We start from the raw sequence: 22445 nt of genomic DNA on the forward strand, positions 1-22445 counted from the left end.
CGATCCTTAGTTCTAATGTTTATTAGTTCAACTGTTTAAATTTTGCGTTAACGTAAAAACGGTGACCAAGCAGGTGACTTAACTTCACCTTCTCGAGCAGGTAGTCGCGCTTTGAAACGACCATCCACCGAAACCAACGCTAACACTTGTTGGTTATTATGGGTCGTACTGTAAATCACCATACTGCCGTTCGGAGCCAGACTCGGAGACTCATCCAATGATGTTTGGGTAAGCACCTGCAGCGCACCGTTCGGATAATCTTGTTTAGCAATATGATAGTTGCCTTGCGTACGATTTACCATGACCACTTGCTTACCATTAGGCGTCCATGTCCCGCCAAGGTTTTGCTCACCCTCAAAGGTTAACCGGCGCACCTGACCTGAATCTAAATTTACGCTATATATCTGCGGTCTGCCACCCCTTTCTGAAGTGAACAGTAGCGATTTTCCGTCGGGTGACCAACTTGGTTCGGTATCGATGGCATGATGGCGGGTGACACGTTGCAACTCCTTGCTGGCGATATCCATGACATAAAGTTCTGGATTGCCGTCTTTTGACAGCACCATGGCCATCCGCTTGCCGTCTGGGGACCAGACAGGACTACTATTTATGCCAGAAAACGCAGTCAGTTTTTCCCGCCGCGTCGTGTAAATATCCTGGATAAAGATTTCGGGCCGCTTGTTCTCGAAACTTACGTAAGCCAATTTATTACCATCAGGTGACCAAGACGGTGACATCAGCGGTTCCGGACTGCGCAACAAGACTTTCTCGTCGTAGCCATCGTAATCTGCAACCACTAACTGATAAGGCTTCTCGTCATTGTAGTTGACGGTAACATAGGCAATACGAGTCATGAACGCGCCACGCTCACCCGTCATAGTTTCGTAAAACACATCTGAGATACGGTGCGCGTACTGGCGGAATTGGTCACCATTAATCACGCTACGCCGCGCATCCAGAATGTGATCCTGAGCACTGACCAGCTCACCGTTGCGCAACATACGGGTACCACTGGTGATCTGGCCACGCAAGATATCAACGATTTCGAACGACACGGTGTAACGATCTACTGCGTAGGGCTCAATAGTTCCAACCAGCAGTGCTTCAACACCCAGACTTGCCCAACTTGGATAGTCGATCGCACTTTCAGTACTGGGCATTTGCGGCATCGCATTTTGCGGTATCGGATTGAATTTACCGCTGCGCATTAAATCTGCAGCAATGACTTCAGTTAAACCTTGCGGTGCAGGCCCCTCGCCCAACCAACGGAAAGGCACCACAGCAATCGGCCGCGCACTGTTGACGCCATCGGTGATAACGATCTCCAACGACGCATTTGCGGGCCGTTGTAGCATGGTTATTAACGCGACTGCGGTAATAAGTAGTAATACAAGTTTCTTCATCATAGTGTTATCACAATTACTTCATAGGTTAATTGAATTCTGGTTGTACGGTTAGATCGATAGTTTCCATTTCTTTGAAAATTTCCGGATCCTTCGACACTGGCAAGGTCCCTGCTTTGAACACCGCATTCTGCGTTGCCTGGCAAACTGCGTTATCACCGCCAATAGTGTCAACGGAAATCACAAATCCACTGGAAGCGACGCGAATGCGAACTTTACACTCTTTACCACGCATCGACGAATCAGTGATCAGATTACGCTGAATGGTGCTTTTAATCAGCGCCGTGTACTTGCCAACTTCGCTTTGAACCTGCCGCGACCTTGCTGCTGCCCGTGCCTGGCGTTCCTCAGCCAGTTGTTCTTGCAATTGCCGTTCGCGCTGGGCCCGTTGCCGTGCTTCTTCTTCCTTACGTTTACGTTCTTCTTCTAAACGTTTGGCTTCTGCTTCACGCTTTTTACGCTCAGCTTCAGCTTTACGTGCCGCTTCCTCTTCGCGCTTGCGCCGTTCGGCAGCCACCTCCGCCGCTTTTTCCGCTTCTTGCCGTTTCTTCTCTGCGGCGGTCTGCTCGCGGGCTAAGCGTTCACGCTCAGCGCGTTGCTGCGCCTCTAACTCCCGCTGCCGTTGTTGTTCCAATTCACGTTGTTTCTTCGCCGCTTCAGCACGCCGCTCTAACTCGGCTATTTCTTCTTCACGAGCGCGTTCTTGCGCTTGAATTGCTTCGACCTGCTGCTGAACTTTCGCTTTGTCTACAGTAGTTGCGTTGACAATTTTTTCTTCTGTCACCGCTTCGTCCTGCAATGGTGCATTAAGCTGCACATCCATTGATTCAGGAATGCTTGGCGACCACTTAAAGCCCGCAAATAGCACAATAACAATACCTAAATGCAAGGCTACCGAAAGTAGCAGCGGCACCGTCAATTCACTTGGCCATGTAAACTTACCGATCTTCACATGTGCCTCTCTAATTATCCGTGTCTTCGGTCATTAAGCCGACAGAATCGACACCGAGTTGCTGCAACAGTACCATGAGTCGAACCACTTGGTTATAAGAAACACCACCATCGCCGTTCACCATAATTCGGGTTTCCGGATCAAGCGTAAGTTGCGCTTGCACGCGTGCTGCTAGGGTTTCCAGATCTAATGGGTCATTCGGATCGTTATAATCCGCAAGGGAACTAACAAAATATTGCCCATCGCGATCGACCGAGACAATAATCGGCGGCTTGCTTTCAGCATCTAACGGCTCGGCGTTTGCATTTGGCAGATCAACCTTCACCCCTTGCGTGATCAACGGTGCCGTCACCATAAAGATGATCAGCAGCACCAACATCACGTCGATATAGGGCACCACATTGATTTCGGAAACGGGTTTACGCCGTTTACGATTCGCCGTCATCATTATCATGACGCATGACCTGTTGCTTTCGGCGGCGCGCTACCCTGACGTTGTAAAATCGCCAATAGTTCGTCCATAAAGTTCAAATATTGATTATCGACTTTTTCTACGCGGTGGGCGAAGCGGTTGTATGCAATAACCGCTGGAATCGCAGCAAACAAACCCATTGCCGTAGCAATCAATGCTTCTGCAATACCTGGTGCAACCATTGCTAAGGTCGCTTGTTGCACCGCTCCTAAACCGATAAAGGCGTTCATGATGCCCCATACCGTACCAAACAAACCGATATAAGGACTGATGGAGCCAATGGTCGCTAGCAGGCTCAAATTGTTTTCCAGCCGATCAACTTCGCGCGAGTGAACCACGCGCATTGCACGGTATGAAGCTTCCAGCACTTGTTGCTGATTAAGCGCAGCGTTACTGCGCAGCCGTGCGAATTCTTTAAAACCAGCATAGAATAGCTTTTCCATACCATTGGCGTTTTGTGCTCGCGCACCAATCTCTTGATAGAGCCGGGCAAGATCAACGCCAGACCAAAACCGGTCTTCAAACGCCGTGGCTTGCTCACTTGCGCTTTGAATAATTTTGCGGCGCTGGAAGATCATCATCCAGCCAGCGACCGAGAAGGCAAGCAGTAACAACATCACCAACTGCACCACAAAACTAGCTTCCAAAATTAACGCAGTAATTGACATCTCAGCTTGCACGCTTTAATACCTCTATAATTGCTGTTGGCATAGGTACTGCGCGAACCGCACTACCCGCTTCCCCTAATTGAACACAAGCCGCTCTTATCTGGGCTTGACATAAAATCGTGCCGTGTTGGTCCAGCACTTGTTGTGAAAATTCTACTGACGCACGTCGCAAACGTTCGACCACAACGGTCACCCGCAGTTCATCATTAAACTTTGCCGGACGTAACAAGTCCATTTGCACCTGGCGAACCACAAAACCAAGCCGGTGTTGCAACCATGTGTCTTGTTCTATCCCTAGCGAGCGTAACCACTCAGTACGAGCTCGCTCAAGGAATTTGAGATAATTAGCATAATATACGATACCGCCTGCATCCGTGTCTTCATAATAGACTCGGATAGGCCAGGAAAATTCACTCATATCCCTCATCAACCCTACTTTTCCGTTTTTTTGACTATGATGCAACGCAAGGTGACTAAAAATTTATGTAAATATTTTACATGGATAAAAAATAGCCAGACTTTTTTTTATACTAAAATATTGACCATTCATCAAAATATAACTGTTTTATTTGGTTATTTTTGGTCTTACCAATTTCAATCTGATTGTTTTTTATTCACTCGTTACATCGCGATATTAGTTTTACTAATGCGAGAATACAATTTTTCTCGGTTGAACAGAGGTCGGGCCTCCGTATAATACGCAGCATATCAGTTACCAAGAGACCGGTTGTCACTTGTTCCTGTTAGTATCCCCTGGATTTAACTTCCTTGTTGTTCTGTAGTTTTGGCCCGCTTCCCCGCGGGCCTTTTTTTTGCCTGAATTTTGTAGCCCGTAGTTCTCCTACGGGGAAGCCCTCACCATTGCCCCATGCGTCGCGCTTAACCCGTAGTAAAACTACGGGCTACTGTCTTTTGCTAAGCCGAAGTGGGCGTAGGCATGTGGCGTTGCAATACGGCCGCGTGGCGTGCGCTGCAAAAAGCCTTGTTGAATCAAATAAGGTTCCAGCACATCCTCAATAGTATCTTTTTCTTCACCAATAGCCGCGGCAATATTATCTAAGCCAACCGGGCCGCCAAGAAATTTCTCAATTATCGCCAAGAGTAATTTACGATCCATGTAATCAAACCCCGCCTCATCAACATCGACCATTTTTAACGCTGCAGAGGCGATAGGCAGATCAATCTTGCCATCGTTACGAACTTCCGCAAAATCACGCACGCGGCGCAATAATCGATTGGCAATCCGCGGGGTACCGCGCGAACGCCGCGCAATCTCACGCGCGCCAGCATCATCTAAGTCAAGGTTTAAGTAATTCGCTGAGCGACGAATAATGGTCGTGAGTTCGTTAACATCGTAAAATTCAAGGCGTTGCACAATACCAAAACGATCACGCAAAGGTGAGGTGAGTGCCCCCGCTCGCGTAGTAGCACCAATCAACGTAAATGGCGGTAAATCCAATTTTATTGAGCGTGCCGCTGGCCCCTCGCCGATCATAATATCGAGCTGATAGTCTTCCATCGCCGGGTAAAGGATCTCTTCAACCACCGGGCTTAAACGGTGAATCTCATCAATAAAGAGTACGTCGTGGGCCTCGAGGTTGGTCAGCAAGGCCGCCAAGTCGCCGGCTTTTTCCAGCACCGGGCCTGATGTCTGCCGTATGTTTACCTTGAGTTCGTTGGCCACAATGTTAGCCAAAGTAGTTTTACCAAGTCCCGGCGGACCGAAAATTAATAAATGATCGAGAGCTTCTTCGCGCTGCCGCGCCGCCTGGATAAAGATCTCCATTTGCTCGACAACGTGTTTTTGCCCAGTGTAATCGACAAGCGTCTTTGGCCGTATTGCACGGTCGATGACCTCGTCATCGGTTTGTTGCTGCGGCTGGTTAATACGATCCGGTTCAATCATTTTTAAGAGCAACTTCGCTATTAGCTATCAGCTATTGGTTATTGGTATTGGCTATTCATTGTTAGTCTGTACACCACTAACTACTATCTAATAACCAATAACGTTCTTGGGTTTACATATTTTTCAACGCTGCGCGGATGAGTTCTTCGCTCGAAGCCTCGCTGTTGGTTTTCATTGCTGCCGCAATCGCTTTATCTGCTTGCGCGGGCTTATAGCCTAAGGCCATTAACGCACCAGTGGCATCGTCACGAGGCGAACTGGCCGCCATCGTCGGCTGCAAATCGCCGTAATCGACGGGTGCAGCATCCGTTGCCGGCGTCGCGCTGGCCCAATTCTGCAATCGATCACGCATTTCTACCACCAAACGCTCTGCAGTTTTTCGCCCCACGCCTGGTAACTTGATCAAGCTCGAGACATCATCGTGACTTACCGCATTGACAAACTGTTGCGCGGTCATACCCGACATAATGGTCAGTGCCAGTTTCGGTCCGACCCCTTGCGCTTTAATCAGCTGACGAAACAATCCGCGTTCCGCAAAGGTATTAAAACCATACAGCAATTGCGCGTCTTCGCGTACCACAAAATGCGTTATCACAGTGACCGGCTCGCCGATATCTGGTAACTCGTACAAGCAGGTCATTGGCATCTGAACTTCATAGCCAACGCCTTGCACATCAATCATAATTTCTGGCGGCTGTTTGCTTATCAGCAAGCCTGTGAGTCGTCCGATCAACGCCCTCTCCTTGTTGTTTTATTGGTGCTCACACTGCCTGCCATTGTTGCCGCATACTTACGGCTATGGGCATGACACAACGCCACCGCTAATGCGTCGGCAGCATCCGCTTGCGGGCGATGACTCAGTTTTAGCATCGCCACCACCATATGTTGAACTTGGGTTTTATCGGCAGCACCAGTGCCGACCACCGCTTGTTTTATTAATCGCGCAGCATACTCAGCCACAGGTAGTTGCGCCTGCGCCGCGGCGACAATGGCGGCGCCCCGTGCCTGGCCTAACTTCAATGCAGAATCAGGATTACGCGCCATAAAAACTTGTTCAATGGCAAACTCATCAGGCTGGAACTGCGCAATCAGCTCACTCACACCATCATGAATGACCTTCAGCTTCTCGGCAAGTGTATAGGGATTACGGGCCGTTCCTGTAGCGTTGATACAACCACTGGCCACATAAGTTAATTGGTTGCCTTGCTGGCGAATAATGCCATAGCCGGTTAACCGTGAACCTGGGTCAATACCCAGAATAATGGCCATTAACTCATGCGCTCCAAAATGTCATCGGCGATATCGGCGTTATGATACACCTCTTGCACGTCGTCCAGCTCTTCAAGCGCGTCAATCAGTTTTAGGAACTTCTCGGCGTCGGCTTCTTCAAGCGGTGAACGAGTTTCTGGTAACAAGCCGACCTCGGCATGCGCCGGTACAAAACCATCAGTTTTTAAACCATCTTTTACTGCACTAAAGGTTTCTGGTGTGGCGAATACATCGAAACTGCCGTCATCGTTAGTAATAAAGTCTTCTGCTCCAGCTTCAAGCGCCGCTGCCATTAACTCTTCTTCGTCGGTTTCCGCAGTAAAACTTAGTAGCCCACGCTTATTAAACAAATACGCCACCGAACCATCGGTACCTAAGTTGCCACCGTGTTTACTGAAAGCATAGCGTACTTCTGAAACCGTACGATTACGATTATCGGTCATGGTTTCGAGTAAAATAGCGACGCCGCCAGGACCATAACCTTCGTAGGTAAGTTCATCGAGATTGTCGCCATCAAGATCACCACTACCGCGTTTGACCGCAGTATCGACAGTGTCTTTTTTCATATTATTGGCGAGCGCTTTATCGATTGCCGCACGTAACCGCGGGTTGGTATCTGGGTCGCCACCGCCTTCACGGGCGGCAACCACAATTTCACGAATAAGACGGGTAAAAATCTTGCCGCGCTTGGCATCTTGCGCGGCTTTGCGATGTTTAATGTTGGCCCATTTCGAATGACCTGCCATCGTGCCCCCTCTAGTCGTTAGTTTCCTCTGCTACCCTAACGGCTACGCCAAGTTCCTGCAAGGCATCCGGGTTTGCTAACCCTGGTGCGTCGGTCAGTACACACGCTGCTGTTGTGGTTTTCGGGAAGGCAATGACCTCACGAATTGAACTTGCGCCCACCATTAGCATCACCAGACGATCCAGCCCAAACGCCAACCCAGCATGAGGCGGTGTGCCGTACTTTAAGGCTTCGAGCAAGAAGCCAAATTTCTCTTGTGCCTCGTCTTTTTCGATACCAAGAATTTCGAACACCGTTTGTTGCATCGCATTATCATGGATACGCACTGAGCCACCACCCACTTCAACACCGTTTAACACCATATCGTAAGCATTCGACAAAGTGTTGGCTGGATCCGCTTTTAATTCTTCAGGCGTAACGCCGACCGGCGCGGTAAACGGATGGTGAATCGCATGCAATTCACCATTATGCTCTTCGAACATAGGGAAGTCGACGACCCACAATGGCCGCCACTCGTTACTAACAAAGCCGTGGTCTTCACCCACTTTCAACCGCAACGCACCAATGGCTTCGGCCACCACAGTGGCGTTATCAGCACCGAAGAAAATGATATCGCCGTCGGCAGCTGCGGTGCGCTCGAGAATACCTTGCAAGGCGTCATCAGGAATAAATTTCAATACCGGTGACTGCACCCCTTCACGCCCCGCACTCAGGTCATTGACCTTCATCCAGGCCAAGCCCTTGGCGCCATAAATACCGACAAAATTGGTGTATTCATCAATATTTTTGCGCGAAATATCAGCAGCTTTACCTGGAACTTTTAGCGCCGCGACACGACCTTTAGGGTCATTTGCCGGACCAGAGAAAACTTTAAACTCAACGTCTTTAAGTAAGTCGGCGACATCAACCAGTTCCAGCGGGTTACGCAAATCAGGTTTGTCACTACCGAAGCGTTGCATCGCCTCGTGCCAGCTCATTTGCGGAAACTTACCAAGATCGATTTGGAGTAAGTCGCTGAACAACTTACATACCATCTGCTCAGTGACGTCCATCACTTGCTCAGCGCTCATAAACGAAGTTTCGATATCGATTTGGGTAAATTCCGGTTGGCGATCGGCACGTAAGTCTTCATCACGGAAGCACTTTACAATTTGGTAATAGCGATCAAAGCCCGACATCATCAGCAACTGTTTGAATAACTGTGGTGACTGCGGCAAGGCAAAGAATTTCCCTTTGTGCGTACGACTTGGCACCAGATAGTCGCGTGCGCCCTCTGGTGTGGCACGCGTCAACATTGGCGTTTCAATATCGAGGAAGCCGGCATCGTCCATGAAGCGTCGCACAGCGCTGGTCACCCGCGCGCGAAACTGCAAGTTGTGATTCATATTGGGACGGCGTAAATCGAGGTAGCGAAACCGCAAGCGCGCTTCTTCACTAACGTGCTGGTTAAAGTCGATCGGCAAAGGCTCAGAGCGACTTAAAATCTCCAGTTCGGCGGCCATGACTTCCACCGCACCGGTGGCCATGTTGGCATTCACCTGACTGTCTGGACGAGCCCGCACACTACCTTTCAGGCGGATACAAAACTCCTGCCGCAGTTTGTTCGCAGTGTCAAACAATGCAGCTTGATCGGGATCAAAAACGACTTGCACCAAACCGCTGCGGTCACGCATATCGATAAAAATCAGACCACCGAGGTCGCGACGTTTGTTGACCCAACCACACAGAGTTACCTGTTGATCGACCAAACTTTTTTCAAGCTGTCCACAATAATGGCTACGCATGGGTTTGTCCCTACCACAAATTAAAAATTACCGAGCGCCACATTATAACGGACTGGCAGCGATTGTCAGTAGCGCAGACGGAAAATCGGGCAAAGAAAAAAATGAAGTTTAGGCGCGCCTTGCGCTAAACTGTGCACACAAGATTGAATTACCGTTCAACGAAAGGACTGGCCGTGCACGACAGCAAAAAAGATGCCATTTTTGCCGAACCACTCACTCAGGTGAGTGATTTTGTTTTTGACCAGAAGGTGGTCGAAGTATTCCCAGACATGATCAACCGTTCGGTGCCCGGTTATCAAAGCATTTTACATGGCATTGGCCAGCTCACTCAGCGCTTTGCCCAGCCTCATAGCAAGGTATATGACCTCGGCTGTTCACTCGGCGCGGCAACTTTGGTTATGCGACAAAATCTTGCGGGGATTGCTGACCTGCAGATCGTCGCCGCAGATAACTCCGTCGCCATGGTGGAGCGCTGCCGCTTGCACCTTGAAGGCTTTCGCAGTGATATCCCTGCCGAGGTGGTGTGTGCGGATGTTCGCGAACTCGATATTGACAATGCCTCAGTGGTGACCATGAACTTCACCCTGCAGTTTATTCCTCAGGACCAGCGCCAGAGCGTATTGCAACGTATTTATGACGGGCTCAAACCGGGCGGCGTACTGTTGCTCTCGGAAAAATTTAAAAGCGAGAACGCTGACCTGAATGAGGTGCTGGTTGACTTGCACCATGAATTTAAACGCGCGAACGGTTACAGTGAATTAGAAATCAGTCAAAAGCGCGCCGCGATTGAAAACGTGATGCGCGTTGATTCATTGGCGACGCATCAGCAACGTTTGCATGATGTCGGGTTCACCGCAGTGCAGGTGTGGTTTCAATGCTACAACTTCACCGCCTTAATTGCCGTAAAAAACTAAGACGTCGTTTGTTATTTGCTGTTCGCTGTTTGTTCAAACCAACGGTATTTTATGACTTTATTCAAAAATGATTTGATTGCGCTGGCGCAATCGCCGCTCAGTCACTGGCTTACCCACTTGCCAGCGCAGCTTGAACATTGGCAACAGGCACAGCAACACGGTGAACTACGCAAGTGGCTGAAATGCGTGGCACAGCTGCCAAACCTCGCCGCTGAACAGGTCAGCCTCGCTGACACTGTTACCGTGCAAGGCGCCGACGTTACTGACGGCGAGCAAAGTCGTATTCGTGGTTTATTACAACAGCTGACGCCGTGGCGCAAGGGCCCGTTCAACCTACACGGTGTGCATATCGACACCGAGTGGCGTTCAGATTATAAATGGCAGCGGGTCGCACCGCACATTGGCGACCTCAGCGGTCATCAGGTATTGGATGTCGGTTGCGGCAGTGGCTACCACCTCTGGCGCATGCTTGAAAGTGGTGCCGAACAGGTTTGGGGCGTTGACCCTGGCCAGCTTTTCTTAGCACAATTTCTCGCCATCCGTCACTTTATGCCGGCAAAGTTGCAAGCTCGAGCTCACTGGTTCCCACTGGGTGTCGAAGATTTGCCCGAACTGCGTGCTTTTGACACCGTGTTCAGTATGGGCGTGCTGTACCACCGCCGGTCACCCATCGACTTTCTGGCTCAATTAAAAGCGCAGCTCCGTTCCCACGGCCAGTTGGTACTAGAAACCCTGGTGGTAGAAGGCGACGCCACGACTGTTCTAGTACCCGGACAAACCTATGCCAAGATGCGCAATGTCTGGTTTATTCCAAGCTCTCTGGCTTTGCTGCACTGGCTGGAACGCTGCGGCTTTCGTGATGCTCGAGTGGTTGACGAGTCGGTCACCGACATTAGTGAGCAACGCGCAACCGCATGGATGACCGGACAATCGTTGGCTGATTTTCTTGACCCACATGATCCCAGTAAAACCATTGAAGGCTACCCGGCACCGCGTCGTGCGGTCATCATCGCCAAAGCTTAAGGAACGCGTCCATGGCTACACTAAACTTCCGCCCAAAGACCACGCTTGAGCAATGGCGTATTCTGCAAGCAGTTGTTGATTACGGTGGCTATGCGCGCGCCGCAGAAGCTCTTAACAAGAGCCAGAGTTCGATGAATCATGCGGTCGCCAAGCTACAGCAAAGTCTTGGCGTCAAGTTACTTAAGGTGGTGGGTCGCAAAGCTGAACTAACGACCACGGGTGAAGTGATGCTGCGGCGTTCGCGACAACTGACCGTTTTAGTAACCGAACTCGAACAGTTGGCCTTAAATTTGAAACAAGGTTGGGAGCCGGAAATAAAATTGGCTATCGAAATGGTATTCGACCGTAAGCAATTACTGCCAGTTTTGCGCGAATTTCAGTTACATAGTCGTGGCAGCCGATTAATTATTGAGGATGCGGTATTAACCGGTTCAGTTGAAGCCATCGTTGAACAAACCGCAGATATCGTCATTACCCATCAATTGCCGCGTGGTGTTGTCGGTGAACCCTTAACCAATTACCAAATGCAGCTGGTGGTGGCCGCCAGTCATCCCCTGGCACAACTGCCACAGCCGGTTAGCCCTGATCAACTCAGTCAATACTTACAGATCGTCATTCGCGATACCGCCCGTAAACCCGTTGAAGCTGAGGGTTGGCTAAAAGCGGAACAACGCTGGACGGTCAATAATTTCACCGAGGCGTTACATCTTGTGGAAGCAGGCATTGGTTTTTGCTGGTTGCCGCCTTTCGTCACGGGTGCAACTAATAACCTGGCTGAATTGACCTTAGCGGGCAGTTCGCGGCGCGAAGGTGGGATGTATTTAGTGTTACCCAAAGACGAGAAAACCGGGCCTTGCGCCCGGTTACTGTACGATATGTTGGTGAGCGAACTCACCAACACCTCAGCTTAGTTTAAAACTTAGCTTTATCGATTGGCTCGTTAGCGTTGATCGCCACGTGCTCAGGATCCGGTTGACCCGCAAGCTCTTCCCATTTACGCGTTTTCAGCGAGACAAAGAACACCACAACACCCACCCCAATACCGAACAGCGTGATTTGCATGTACATGTCAGGCATGGTCGAGGTATTTTCTGGATCGAGGTTACCCGCTATCAAACCTGCTAATAGGCTACCGATTGAGTACGTCAGTACGAAAATACCCATCATTTGTCCAGCCATACGACGCGGCGCCAATTTACTTACGGCACTCAAGGCTACCGGGCTCAAGCAGAGCTCACCGACCGTGTGCAGGAAGTAAACCGCAACCAACCAGTTAGGTGATACTTTCATACCCGATGCGGCGGCTTGTGAGGCAAAGAACATCACAATAAAGCCACTGGCCATGATAGTTAAGCCAAGCGCACTCTTGAAACCATACGATGGATTTATCATTCGCTTGGTTAAATTCACCCAAAGTGCGGCAAAAAATGGTGACAACGCAATCAAGAAACCAGAGTTAAGCATCTGGAACCAAGCGGTAGGCACTTCAAACGTGCCAATCATGCGGTCGGTCAGGTCACGCGCAAACAAGTTCAGCGATGAACCGGCTTGCTCAAAGCCTGCCCAGAAGCAGATTGACGCAATACACACCAGAAACAGCGCGCCTAATCGTTTAGCTTCATTTTTCGTAAGTTTACCGAAGATGAAGATACTCAGGTAATAAACGAAGAACACAATGGTCGCAGCAAGCGCTACGTATTGTGCAATAGCAACTGGATCAATCGTCATCGCACCGCTAATTGTCGCGACAAAGACCACGCCCAGACCAACCAGGAATAAACCGATAATCGACCAGCTTATACGGCGACCTTGCGGGGACAGAGGCTTCGGAGCATCGACCCCAATACTACCCAATTTAGGCAAGGTTGCGCGGTATTGCAGCAGACCAAAGAACATACCCACTGCCGCGGCGCCAAAGGCCCAATGCCAGCCGACATTTTCCATCAGATAACCGGTTACCAGGTAACCAATCAATGAACCAATGTTGATACCCATGTAGTACAAGGTATAACCCGCATCGCGGCGGTCATCGCCATCGTCATAAAGCTGTCCAACTAAGGCACTGATGTTGGGTTTCAACATACCAGTACCGAGCACAACTAAAATTAGACCGAGGAAAAATGATGTGTCGGTAGGAATAGCCAGCACGATGTGACCACACATGATCACAATACCGCCATACCAGGTTGCGCGTTGGCCACCAATCAAACGGTCAGCAATCCAACCGCCTGGTAGCCCCATGAAGTAAACCGCACCAGTGTATAAGCCATAAATGGCGGTAGCCACTGCTACTGTCATACCCAGACCGCCTTCTTGAATTGCTGCGGTCATGAAAAGTACGAGTAGCGCACGCATGCCGTAATAACTCATGCGTTCCCACATTTCGGTAAAGAACAAGGTTTGCAAACCGGCCGGTTGACCGAAAAAACCATTGTCCTGTTGTTGCGTATTTTTAGGTTCCATACCTATGCCTTCACTGTTGTTGTTGTTATTAGCGTATCAAAACCGTAATACCCTACCGATTTCGCGCACAAAAAGAAATAGAAAAAGCTCAATTGCAGAATTAACAGCAGGGGCAGCCCTTACATTGTAAAGAAATAGAGGGGGCTGCCCCTGCTGGAGTTTTTTTAGTTAGAGTTGGGATTTTAGCCAGGTTCGCATTGCGTCGCCGAGCTCTGGGTGGCGCAGTGCATGTTCGACGAAAGCTTGGGCGTAGCCAAATTTATTGCCGCAGTCGTTGCTGCCGCCTTTCATGTAGTAAGCATGAACAGGTTGTTGTGCAAGCAGCATATCCATGGCGTCAGTAAGCTGGATTTCGTTGCCAGCACCTACCGGGGTGCGTTCGAGCAGACCCCATAATGCCGATGGAAAGACGTAGCGGCCCACCACAGCAAGATCCGACGGTGCTTTATCTATTGTAGGCTTTTCCACCAATTGTTTAATTGCCGCCTGCTCACCAGGCTCAAGCTCCGCGCCGTCGATATCGGCAATACCATACTGATTCACCTTATCGCGCGGAACCTTTTCCACCATGACCTGTGCTGCTCCGTTAGCGTTAAAATTACGGATCATTTCGGTCAAATTATCTTTTTTCAGATCACAGGTTGAGGCGTCAACCAGCACATCGGGCAGCACCACAGCAAACGGCTGGTTACCAATCAACGGTCGCGCGCACAATACAGCATGCCCGAGGCCCTTAGCAACGCCCTGACGTACATGCATGATAGTCACGCCTGGTGGGGTAATCGCTTGTACTTCTGCGAGTAATTGTCGCTTCACCCGCGTTTCCAGAGTTGTTTCAAGTTCGAAACTGGTATCGAAATGGTTCTCGATCGAGTTCTTACTCGAGTGGGTAACCAAAATAATCTCGGTCAAGCCTGCCGCAGCGCACTCCTCCACGATAAACTGGATAAGAGGGCGATCCACCAACGGCAACATCTCTTTTGGGATCGCCTTAGTGGCGGGCAACATCCGTGTACCGAGACCGGCAACGGGGATGACTACTTTTTTTACCATGTCATCGGGTCCTTGTTGTTTATCAATAAATTTGACTATTTGTCGAATTGGTCATAAAAATCATCACCAAGATCTTCCGTGCCATCATTCTCATTCAGTTCCGCGGGGGGATTACCGTCATAAACTTTGTCACGCCAGTTTTGAAAATAGGCTTCTCGAACAAAACTATAGGAATCAAGTGAGTTTTCCATCAATGCTTGTTGCTCCTGCAGACGCAAGCGCATTTCTAACACCTTTATCGTGAAACGGGCAATACTCACTGGTGTATTCAAATCATCCAGCGGAAAGTATAGACCATCAACAACGTCTCCCCCGCGATCTACTGGTACCGTAGGCCCCATAGCCGGCAACATTAAGTACGGACCATTACCCACTCCCCAGGTTGCTAAGGTTTCACCAAAACCTTCTTCACGCACTGTCAGGCCCATCGGGGTCGCTACATCAAATACACCAAGCACACCCACGGTACTATTTATCAAGAAGCGCCAGAACGACACCCCGGCATCTTTAAATTTGCCCTGCAAGGTGTTGTTCACCAGGTAAGACGGCTCGCTGAGGTTTTCCGCAGCATTTAATAAACCGGAACGCACCGGCTGCGGAACCTTGCCGTAGGTTCGCGCCACAGGCCAAAGCACATAATCATCAAGACTTTCGTTGAAATCCCAGATATCACGGTTTACTTCTTCATACGGATCTCGTGGTTCGGCATAGGGATCGTCGGGAGCGGTGGCACAGCCTCCCAAACCCAACACAAGTACAACTACAGGTAGCAAATAGGCTTTCAAAAGTCGCTCCTTTTAATCCTCGCGAGAGGCCGGTTCAAGAATTTTATTGATCGTAAGAGTCAGATTAACCTGCGCATCCGCAGTCACTGTTTGCGGGGTAGCCCCCAAATCACCACTGCTGATTTCAATGCGATCATCGGTGGATATCCGTGCTTCCACCAGCCACTGGTTTAATTGACTCATTTGGTAATCTGCTAGCATGGCATTGGCATCTGACAACGTCACTTCCACCGGAAACTCAGTTACCGGTTGGCGCACAACTGCTGCTGGCATAGGCGCACCATCAGGAGCTTTCACAAACACAAATAGCGTTGCTTGCTCAGGCAATCGGGCGCGCAACTCAGGAGCAAGTTCAACGGTGACCCTGAGTTCACGCTGCGTGCCTGCCTGGCGCTGTTCAGCATCGGCCAGGGCGTTTTGTACCGCCGTATACCGTGGATCATCCTTCGGCATAATTTGTAATAATAACTTCCAGGCCTGCGCTGCTTGCGCCCAATCACCACGTTGATAAGCGACTGCGCCAGTTAACGATAACGCATCACTATTCTGCGGCTGCAATTGCAACAGTTTCGACAATAACTGTGCCGCCCGTTGCAACCGTTCGGCACCGCCAATATTGATCAGCAGCTGCGCATAACCGAGCAGTACGCCCGCGCGCTCACTGTCCATTTGGTAAGCTCGTTCATAAGCCGCAAGCGCCTGTTCATACTGCTGCAATGCCGCGGCAGCGCGGGCATAGAGCATCCACGCCAGGGCATCACCACCATCTTCATGCAAGCGTTGACGTAAACCGAGCGCAAATAACTGCAACTCTTCTTCGCTTGGCGTAGCCTGTTGGTTAGTAATCACTTTCTCTGCCAGCGATGGCAGTGCTTGCCGTGCCCGCTCCGCAAACTGTTGTTGTTGCCAGCTGCCGAACAGCACATAACCTATAACCGCGAGCACCACGATGATAAGTGCGGGTAACCAAATGCCACGACCAATCGCTTGTTCCTGTAACTGCTCAAGCTCGGTGTTTTCACTGATAAACCGTTTGTCTAGTTCCTGCTCGGCGGCGGTTAACGCTTTATCGGTTAGTAAGCCCTCGGCATGCTCTTGCACCAGCTCTTGCCGGCGTTGCTCATAAAGCTCACGATTAACGTCTAATCGAGTGTGACGCTGCGCCTGCTGGCGCACGCCAAACACCACAACTAATACCAGCGCCAGCAGCGCTAGTACCACCATGCTGGTCACTAACATCCAGCTCATACCTCGTCATCCTTTTGTTGGGCTTTGCGCAGCTCTGCTAATCGCGTACGATCTTCCGGACTAAGTTCAACTTCTGAACTGCGTTGCGTTCTGACCCGCACCAATACCACGATGCCACCAATCATCAATACCGCAAACGGGCCCCACCACAAAATACTGGTCGCTATAGTCATTGGCGGTTGATAGTGCACAAAATCACCGTACCGAGCGACCATAAAATCGATAACCTCTTGCTTGGTCGCGCCACTCTTAATCATCAGGTAGGTACGATCACGCAGATCTCGCGCCAGATCTGCGTCGGAATCCGCAATACTCTGATTTTGACATTTCGGACAGCGCAACTCATCGATCAGCTCTTGAAAAACCGCTTCTTTCGCCGGTTCCGCAAAAGTGTAAACCTCAAGATCCTGCGCGTAGGCAGGTTTTCCAATCAGGGTTAGCCCGATCATTAAGGTTAGCGCGACATAAATTGTCGTACGAAGTCCTGGCATCAGCCTTCTCCCGGTGTCAGCAAAGCACGATAACGTTGGCCTAATTCGCCTTGCCAAACACGTTCATTAACATCACCGACATGGCGATAGCGAATACGCCCCTCAGGGTCGATTAAAAAGGTCTCTGGCGCCCCATAGACACCTAGTTCCAGGGCAACCGCCCCATCGGCATCAAATAAATTTAAGCGATAAGGATCACCTAAGGTATTCAACCAGCTCACCGCTTTATCGCGCGAGTCGTCTTTATAATTTAAGCCAATAATTGGCACGCCCTGCGCTGCCAGCTGGTTCAAATACTCATGCTCGGCACGGCAGGTCGGACACCAAGTGGCCCAAACGTTAAGCAACATTGGCTCACCACGCAGCACATCTTGGTTATAGGTTTGACTCGGATCATACAAGTCGGGCACGGTAAATTGCGGTACCGGCTTGCCCACCAATGCTGAGCTTAGTTCTGTCGGATCGGAAAAAAGTCCGCGTAACAAAAAGCCCACCAGCAGTATGAACGCGAGTAAAGGTAGTAATAGGACTGCCCAACGCCAATGCTTACTCATCGCTCACCCCCAGCCTTTTTAAAGGCTCGGTAGCGCTTATCCGTCATCGCCAACAAGCCACCGAGTGCCATCAGTAAAGCACCCAACCAGATCCAGCGAATAAAGGGTTTAATGTAAATGCGAATCGCCCAGGCATCGCTGTTATCCAATGGTTCACCCAATGCAACATACAAATCGCGAGTAAAACCAGCGTCCAGCCCAACCTCGGTCATACTCATGCGTTGTACCGTATAGAAACGCTTTTCACTTACCAAGTCACTAATTTTCTGGTTACCTGAATATACCGAAAACTCGGCATGGTCAGTGATGTAGTTGGGTCCTCGCTGCTGGCTTAACTCATCAAACTGAAAACGGTAGCCCTGCACCACAACACTCTCACCCGGCGCCAGTCGTATGTCGCGCTCAACTTCGTACTGCGATACCGCACCGATGCCAATCAAGGTGATGGCAAAACCCATATGCCCTAACACCATGCCCCAATGACTGCGGCCAAGTTTGGTTAATCCAGCTAAACCTTGTTTACGCTGCTGCACTCGTAGGCGTAACTCAGTCACTAAGGTTAAAGTAATCCAAAACGCCATGATCAAGCCCAATACCGCCATGGCATGAAGTTGTTCAGCAACGATTACGGGCAGCAGGTAACCCAACGCAATCGCCAACACCAGTGCAAGTGCCAAGCTGTTGCGCAGCGGCCGTAAAGCTTGTCGACGCCAACGAAACAGCGGACCTAAGCCCATCAACGCAACAAATGGCACAACCAACCAGGTGAACATTTGATTGAAAAACGGCACGCCGATGGAAATCGACCCCAGCCCCATTTCTTTATGCACCAGCGGCAACAAAGTTCCCAACAGCACCACCAGGGTCGCCGCCATCAGCAGAATATTGTTACCCAGCAACATAACCTCGCGCGATACGCCCTCGTATTTGGTATGACTGTTGACCACGCCGCCGCGCAGCGCAAATAACAACAGCGAACCACCAATAACCACGCCTAGCAGACCGAGAATAAATAACCCTCGCGCGGGATCTGTGGCAAAGGCATGCACCGATACAATGACCCCGGAACGCACCAAAAAAGTTCCCAATAGACTTAAGCTGAAAGTTGAAATGGCCAGCAAAACGGTCCAGGACTTGAATGCACCACGTTTTTCGGTCACCGCCAACGAGTGGATTAATGCGGTACCCACCAACCAGGGCATGAAGCTAGCATTTTCTACCGGGTCCCAGAACCACCAGCCGCCCCAACCGAGTTCGTAGTATGCCCACCAGCTACCAAGAGCAATGCCTAGCGTCAAAAACGCCCAGGCAGCCGTAGCCCAAGGCCGTGACCAACGTGCCCACGCGGCATCCAATTTACCGGTTAACAGGGCCGCAATCGCGAATGCAAAAGCCACCGAGAAGCCAACATAGCCCATATAAAGCATCGGCGGATGAATAATCATGCCGGGGTCTTGCAGCAACGGATTTAAGTCACGTCCATCAACGGGGATCCACGGCAACGTGCGATCGAATGGATTCGACACGCTCAGCATGAACAAGTAGAAACCAACACTAATCAGACCCAGTATCGCCAATACCCGCGCCATCATCGTCACCGGCATACGCCGCGAGAACATTGCAACAGCTGCTATCCAACCCGCTTGCATTAACATCCAGAGCAGAAACGAGCCCTCGTGCGAGCCCCAGACCGCAGTAATACGGTAAGCCAGCGGTAATTGGGTATTCGAGTTTGCAGCAACATAGGCAACACTGAAGTCATTGACCACAAAGGCCCAGGTCAGCGCAGCATAGGCAATCGCGGTAAATAAAAACTGTCCGTAAGCCAAAGGCCGCGCCAGCAGCATCGCGCCACTATGACCTTTATATGCGCCCCACAACGGATACACTGCCAAAACGATCGAAAAGGCCAAAGCCAGTGCTAACGCAAACTGTCCTACTTCAGCAATCATTGTTGTTTCCCTTCGAACGCATCGGGCTGGTTCGGATTGACGTGTTTAATGCCCTTCATTTGCTCAGCAAGCTCGGGAGGCATGTATTCCTCGTCATGCTTTGCCAGCACTTCAGAGGCTTTCATTACCCTGGGTTCGACCATTACGCCTTGCGCGACGATACCTTGCCCTTCACGAAACAGATCCGGCAAGATGCCGGTGTATAAGATTTTCACTGCGGGGCCAAGATCGGTGACAAGAAACTCGACCTCCAGGGTTTCCGGATCACGCTTAACAGAACCTTCGACCACCATGCCACCAATACGCAGACGCTGCCCAACTGTGGGCTTCACGGCATCGTTACCTTTGCCTTCAACGATTTCGCTGGGGGTGTAAAACAGGTCAATATTCTGTGATAGCGCATACAAAATAATACTAAAGGCCACAGCAACTCCTGCAACTAAGCCAAGCGCCCACATCAATCGTCTTTTTCGTCGGGGATTCATCGCCACTAGGATACCTCTTTCTTCCGTTGTGTCAGGCGCTGTTGTCGCCGTTGCTCTTTAACCAACTCGTGCAGTAATTTAGTGCGTGCACGCAAGCCACTTACCACTAATACAGCAATAGCAAAAAAACTGATAGCAAACGCCAACCAGACATAAAAGCCATAGCCGCCCATTGCAATAAATGCTTGCCAACTATCGAATACCATTAGGCTTGCTCCGCCTTGCTGAGTTCCTTGGTGAGTTTTTTGCCAAGCTCATTTTTAACCCATGGCCGGCGTAACTCCTGGCGTAATATTTCATTACGCATACGCTGAAAGATCAATGCTGCCGCCAGCAGGGCAAACCCTAAAATGGCCACTAACAGCGGGAACAGCATACTGTTGGCCATTGGCGGCCGTTCAAATACGGTCAGCGTCGCACCTTGATGCAAGGTATTCCACCACTCAACCGAATAACGAATGATGGGGATATTAATGACGCCCACCATTGCCAAAATTCCAGCCGCTTTGGCGCCGTTACGATTGTCGCTGAAGGCGTGATAAAGCGCCAGTACGCCAATGTAGAGAAACAATAAAATTAACTGTGAGGTGAGCCGCGCATCCCATTCCCACCAAGTCCCCCACATAGGTTTACCCCATATTGCGCCGGTCACCAGCGAAATAAAGGTGAAGGTAACCCCAACAGGAGCAATCGCTGCCAGCGCCCAATCAGCCATTTTTAATTGCCAAACACGGCCCACTAGCGCCGATATCGCCAGCGCAACATAGAGACTCATCGAGAACATTGCGGTAGGTACATGGACAAAGATAATACGGTAGCTATCACCTTGTTGGTAATCAGCAGGTGCGAATGCCAAGCCCCAGACCAAGCCAGTCACTAAAGTTACTGCCGCAGCACCGGCTACCCAAGGCAACCAGCGACCCAGTAAATGATAAACAACTTCAGGTTTTGCGTAAGGATGTAACCAACGCCACATGTCAATTCACACTCACTCGTATCGCCGCGGCTACCGCAAAGGGTGCCAGCAGCAAGGTTAATAGACTTAAACCCGTTAATAGTAACACCTGCGGCCACGCAGCTGTACCCACTAACGCAGCTTCAACAGCCCCGCTAGCGAAAATTAATAAAGGAATAAACAACGGTAGCAGCAACAAACTTAACAGCGCCCCACCGCGTCCAAGGCTAACGGTTAATGCCGCTCCTATAGCTGTTACTGCACTTAAAATCGGAGTTCCTACCAATAGTGTCCCCATCAATGTCAACCAAGCCTCGCTTGGTAGTTTTAGTAATAACGCACATAACGGTGCCAGGATCACTAATGGCAAGCCGCTCAGCAACCAATGCACAACGATCTTAGCCGCCGCGAGCAGCGGTAAGGGATGAGGCAACAGGGTTAATTGCTCAAGCGAGCCGTCGAGAAAGTCGTCACGGAATAAGCGCTCTGAACCGAGCAAAGCTGACAATAGTGCAGCAACCCAAATCACACCCGCTGCAATGCGACCAAGAATGTCAGGTCCGGGCCCCACTGCCAACGGGAACAGGCTTACCACCATGAGAATAAATAGCAAGGGGTTCAACACGTCGCTGCGCCGCCGCATGACAACCATTAAGTCACGCCGCATCGTGATAGTGAATGCGGTCCAGCTAGAGGCTCGTGTCATTCCTCCCCTCCGGTTATCCGCAAGCGTTGTAAGCGCTGCGGCTGCCAGGTTAAGGATTGATGTGAGGTCATAATGAGCGCGCCGCCAGCTGCTGTATGTTCCGCAAAGCGTTGCTGTAACAGGGTGATGCCATCGCTATCAAGCGCGGTGAAAGGTTCGTCGAGAATCCATAGCGAAGCGTCGGTGTACCACAAACGGGTCAGAGCAATGCGGCGTTGCTGGCCTGCCGATAGTTGCCCCGCGGGTAAGTCTTCGAGACCTAAAAGGCCGACCGTCGCCAACAACTGCCATGGGTCTACCTTGGCGTTACCACTTAGCCGTGCCTGCAAACTTACATTCTCAAGAGCGGTGAGTTCCGCTTTGACGCCCGCCTTGTGTCCCATAAATACCAGCTGCTCGCGCCAGTCGTCTTCATGGTAGTGAATCGCTCCGCCTTGCAACTGAACCAAACCCACCAGGGCACGCAACAACGTCGACTTCCCCGCACCGTTGACCCCTTCAACATGCAGCACGTCGCCGTGTTGCAAGGTGAACGAGAGGTCAGCAAACAGCGTCCGCCCGGCACGCTGTGAGACAAGCTGTTTAACTGTTAAAAGAGTCGACATGATGAATAAGCA

General features: G+C 50.5%; 25 protein-coding genes. 3 read left to right on the top strand and 22 right to left on the bottom strand.

The annotated features are described in order from the left end of the window. Nucleotides 1–47: 47 nt before the first annotated feature. The 10 genes from tolB to aspS form a co-directional block, all read right to left on the bottom strand. Entirely contained in the window at nucleotides 48–1355 is a 1308-nt protein-coding gene (gene tolB / locus ACQ5ES_RS04920; RefSeq protein WP_445015396.1) for a Tol-Pal system beta propeller repeat protein TolB, read from the bottom strand. Nucleotides 1356–1431: 76 nt separating this feature from the next. Next, on the bottom strand, nucleotides 1432–2355 hold the full coding sequence (gene tolA / locus ACQ5ES_RS04925; RefSeq protein ID WP_445014822.1) for a cell envelope integrity protein TolA: 924 nt from the start codon (nucleotides 2353–2355) through the stop codon (nucleotides 1432–1434). Between the two features lie 10 nt (nucleotides 2356–2365). Beyond that, nucleotides 2366–2803: a protein TolR gene (gene tolR / locus ACQ5ES_RS04930; protein ID WP_445015398.1), complete on the bottom strand. Its 438-nt coding sequence runs from the start codon at nucleotides 2801–2803 to the stop codon at nucleotides 2366–2368. A 2-nt stretch (nucleotides 2804–2805) separates the two neighbouring features. Next, nucleotides 2806–3507, bottom strand: a complete 702-nt coding sequence (gene tolQ, locus ACQ5ES_RS04935; RefSeq protein ID WP_445014823.1) for a protein TolQ — start codon at nucleotides 3505–3507, stop codon at nucleotides 2806–2808. After that, nucleotides 3497–3913, bottom strand: coding sequence for a tol-pal system-associated acyl-CoA thioesterase (gene ybgC / locus ACQ5ES_RS04940; protein WP_445014824.1), 417 nt, complete (start codon nucleotides 3911–3913; stop codon nucleotides 3497–3499). Before ybgC ends, tolQ begins: the two co-directional genes overlap by 11 nt. A 477-nt stretch (nucleotides 3914–4390) precedes the next feature. After that, on the bottom strand, nucleotides 4391–5401 hold the full coding sequence (gene ruvB, locus ACQ5ES_RS04945) for a Holliday junction branch migration DNA helicase RuvB (protein WP_445014825.1): 1011 nt from the start codon (nucleotides 5399–5401) through the stop codon (nucleotides 4391–4393). Nucleotides 5402–5513: 112 nt separating this feature from the next. Next, a complete protein-coding gene (ruvA, locus tag ACQ5ES_RS04950) occupies nucleotides 5514–6134 on the bottom strand; it encodes a Holliday junction branch migration protein RuvA (protein WP_445014826.1) in 621 nt (206 codons plus the stop codon). Continuing rightward, nucleotides 6131–6670, bottom strand: a complete 540-nt coding sequence (gene ruvC, locus ACQ5ES_RS04955; RefSeq protein WP_445014827.1) for a crossover junction endodeoxyribonuclease RuvC — start codon at nucleotides 6668–6670, stop codon at nucleotides 6131–6133. The genes ruvA and ruvC overlap by 4 nt, the downstream gene beginning before the upstream one ends. Beyond that, entirely contained in the window at nucleotides 6670–7416 is a 747-nt protein-coding gene (locus ACQ5ES_RS04960; protein ID WP_445014828.1) for a YebC/PmpR family DNA-binding transcriptional regulator, read from the bottom strand. The genes ruvC and ACQ5ES_RS04960 overlap by 1 nt, the downstream gene beginning before the upstream one ends. 10 nt (nucleotides 7417–7426) lie before the next feature. Beyond that, nucleotides 7427–9199 carry an aspartate--tRNA ligase gene (aspS, locus tag ACQ5ES_RS04965; RefSeq protein ID WP_445014829.1) on the bottom strand — a complete coding sequence of 591 codons (1773 nt, stop codon included), beginning with the start codon at nucleotides 9197–9199 and terminating at the stop codon, nucleotides 7427–7429. 173 nt (nucleotides 9200–9372) lie between these two features. Between aspS and cmoA the strand changes: the two genes are divergently transcribed. From cmoA to ACQ5ES_RS04980, 3 genes are read left to right on the top strand one after another with little or no spacing between them, the layout of a single operon-like run. Next, the gene (gene cmoA, locus ACQ5ES_RS04970) at nucleotides 9373–10113 is read left to right on the top strand and encodes a carboxy-S-adenosyl-L-methionine synthase CmoA (protein WP_445014830.1); all 741 of its coding nucleotides are present in this window, start codon (nucleotides 9373–9375) and stop codon (nucleotides 10111–10113) included. A 51-nt stretch (nucleotides 10114–10164) separates the two neighbouring features. Continuing rightward, nucleotides 10165–11136 carry a tRNA 5-methoxyuridine(34)/uridine 5-oxyacetic acid(34) synthase CmoB gene (gene cmoB / locus ACQ5ES_RS04975; RefSeq protein WP_445014831.1) on the top strand — a complete coding sequence of 324 codons (972 nt, stop codon included), beginning with the start codon at nucleotides 10165–10167 and terminating at the stop codon, nucleotides 11134–11136. Nucleotides 11137–11147: 11 nt separating this feature from the next. Beyond that, the gene (locus ACQ5ES_RS04980) at nucleotides 11148–12047 is read left to right on the top strand and encodes a LysR family transcriptional regulator (protein ID WP_445014832.1); all 900 of its coding nucleotides are present in this window, start codon (nucleotides 11148–11150) and stop codon (nucleotides 12045–12047) included. A 1-nt stretch (nucleotide 12048) separates the two neighbouring features. On the opposite strand, the gene ACQ5ES_RS04985 is transcribed toward ACQ5ES_RS04980, so the two are convergent. From ACQ5ES_RS04985 to ccmA, 12 genes are all read right to left on the bottom strand, one after another. Then, nucleotides 12049–13599 (bottom strand): peptide MFS transporter, encoded by a 1551-nt coding sequence (locus ACQ5ES_RS04985; protein WP_445014833.1) that lies wholly within the window; start codon nucleotides 13597–13599, stop codon nucleotides 12049–12051. Between the two features lie 168 nt (nucleotides 13600–13767). After that, complete coding sequence (gene galU / locus ACQ5ES_RS04990; protein ID WP_445014834.1) at nucleotides 13768–14652, bottom strand: UTP--glucose-1-phosphate uridylyltransferase GalU; 885 nt, start codon at nucleotides 14650–14652, stop codon at nucleotides 13768–13770. 35 nt (nucleotides 14653–14687) lie between these two features. Further along, on the bottom strand, nucleotides 14688–15437 hold the full coding sequence (locus ACQ5ES_RS04995; RefSeq protein ID WP_445014835.1) for an MlaA family lipoprotein: 750 nt from the start codon (nucleotides 15435–15437) through the stop codon (nucleotides 14688–14690). Nucleotides 15438–15449: 12 nt separating this feature from the next. Next, nucleotides 15450–16685, bottom strand: coding sequence for a c-type cytochrome biogenesis protein CcmI (gene ccmI / locus ACQ5ES_RS05000; protein ID WP_445014836.1), 1236 nt, complete (start codon nucleotides 16683–16685; stop codon nucleotides 15450–15452). Continuing rightward, nucleotides 16682–17176 carry a cytochrome c-type biogenesis protein gene (locus ACQ5ES_RS05005; RefSeq protein ID WP_445014837.1) on the bottom strand — a complete coding sequence of 165 codons (495 nt, stop codon included), beginning with the start codon at nucleotides 17174–17176 and terminating at the stop codon, nucleotides 16682–16684. The genes ccmI and ACQ5ES_RS05005 overlap by 4 nt, the downstream gene beginning before the upstream one ends. Then, nucleotides 17176–17730, bottom strand: a complete 555-nt coding sequence (locus ACQ5ES_RS05010; RefSeq protein ID WP_445014838.1) for a DsbE family thiol:disulfide interchange protein — start codon at nucleotides 17728–17730, stop codon at nucleotides 17176–17178. Before ACQ5ES_RS05010 ends, ACQ5ES_RS05005 begins: the two co-directional genes overlap by 1 nt. Beyond that, nucleotides 17727–19682: a heme lyase CcmF/NrfE family subunit gene (locus tag ACQ5ES_RS05015; protein WP_445014839.1), complete on the bottom strand. Its 1956-nt coding sequence runs from the start codon at nucleotides 19680–19682 to the stop codon at nucleotides 17727–17729. The genes ACQ5ES_RS05010 and ACQ5ES_RS05015 overlap by 4 nt, the downstream gene beginning before the upstream one ends. Next, nucleotides 19679–20167 (bottom strand): cytochrome c maturation protein CcmE, encoded by a 489-nt coding sequence (ccmE, locus tag ACQ5ES_RS05020; RefSeq protein WP_445014840.1) that lies wholly within the window; start codon nucleotides 20165–20167, stop codon nucleotides 19679–19681. Before ccmE ends, ACQ5ES_RS05015 begins: the two co-directional genes overlap by 4 nt. A 5-nt stretch (nucleotides 20168–20172) precedes the next feature. Beyond that, entirely contained in the window at nucleotides 20173–20373 is a 201-nt protein-coding gene (gene ccmD, locus ACQ5ES_RS05025; protein WP_445014841.1) for a heme exporter protein CcmD, read from the bottom strand. Continuing rightward, nucleotides 20373–21143: a heme ABC transporter permease gene (locus ACQ5ES_RS05030; protein WP_445014842.1), complete on the bottom strand. Its 771-nt coding sequence runs from the start codon at nucleotides 21141–21143 to the stop codon at nucleotides 20373–20375. Before ACQ5ES_RS05030 ends, ccmD begins: the two co-directional genes overlap by 1 nt. A gap of 1 nt (nucleotide 21144) precedes the next feature. Further along, nucleotides 21145–21828, bottom strand: a complete 684-nt coding sequence (gene ccmB, locus ACQ5ES_RS05035; RefSeq protein WP_445014843.1) for a heme exporter protein CcmB — start codon at nucleotides 21826–21828, stop codon at nucleotides 21145–21147. Continuing rightward, nucleotides 21825–22433: a cytochrome c biogenesis heme-transporting ATPase CcmA gene (ccmA, locus tag ACQ5ES_RS05040; RefSeq protein WP_445014844.1), complete on the bottom strand. Its 609-nt coding sequence runs from the start codon at nucleotides 22431–22433 to the stop codon at nucleotides 21825–21827. The genes ccmB and ccmA overlap by 4 nt, the downstream gene beginning before the upstream one ends. Between the last annotated feature and the right edge of the window lie 12 nt (nucleotides 22434–22445).

Source organism: Pseudidiomarina xizangensis, assembly GCF_052541995.1.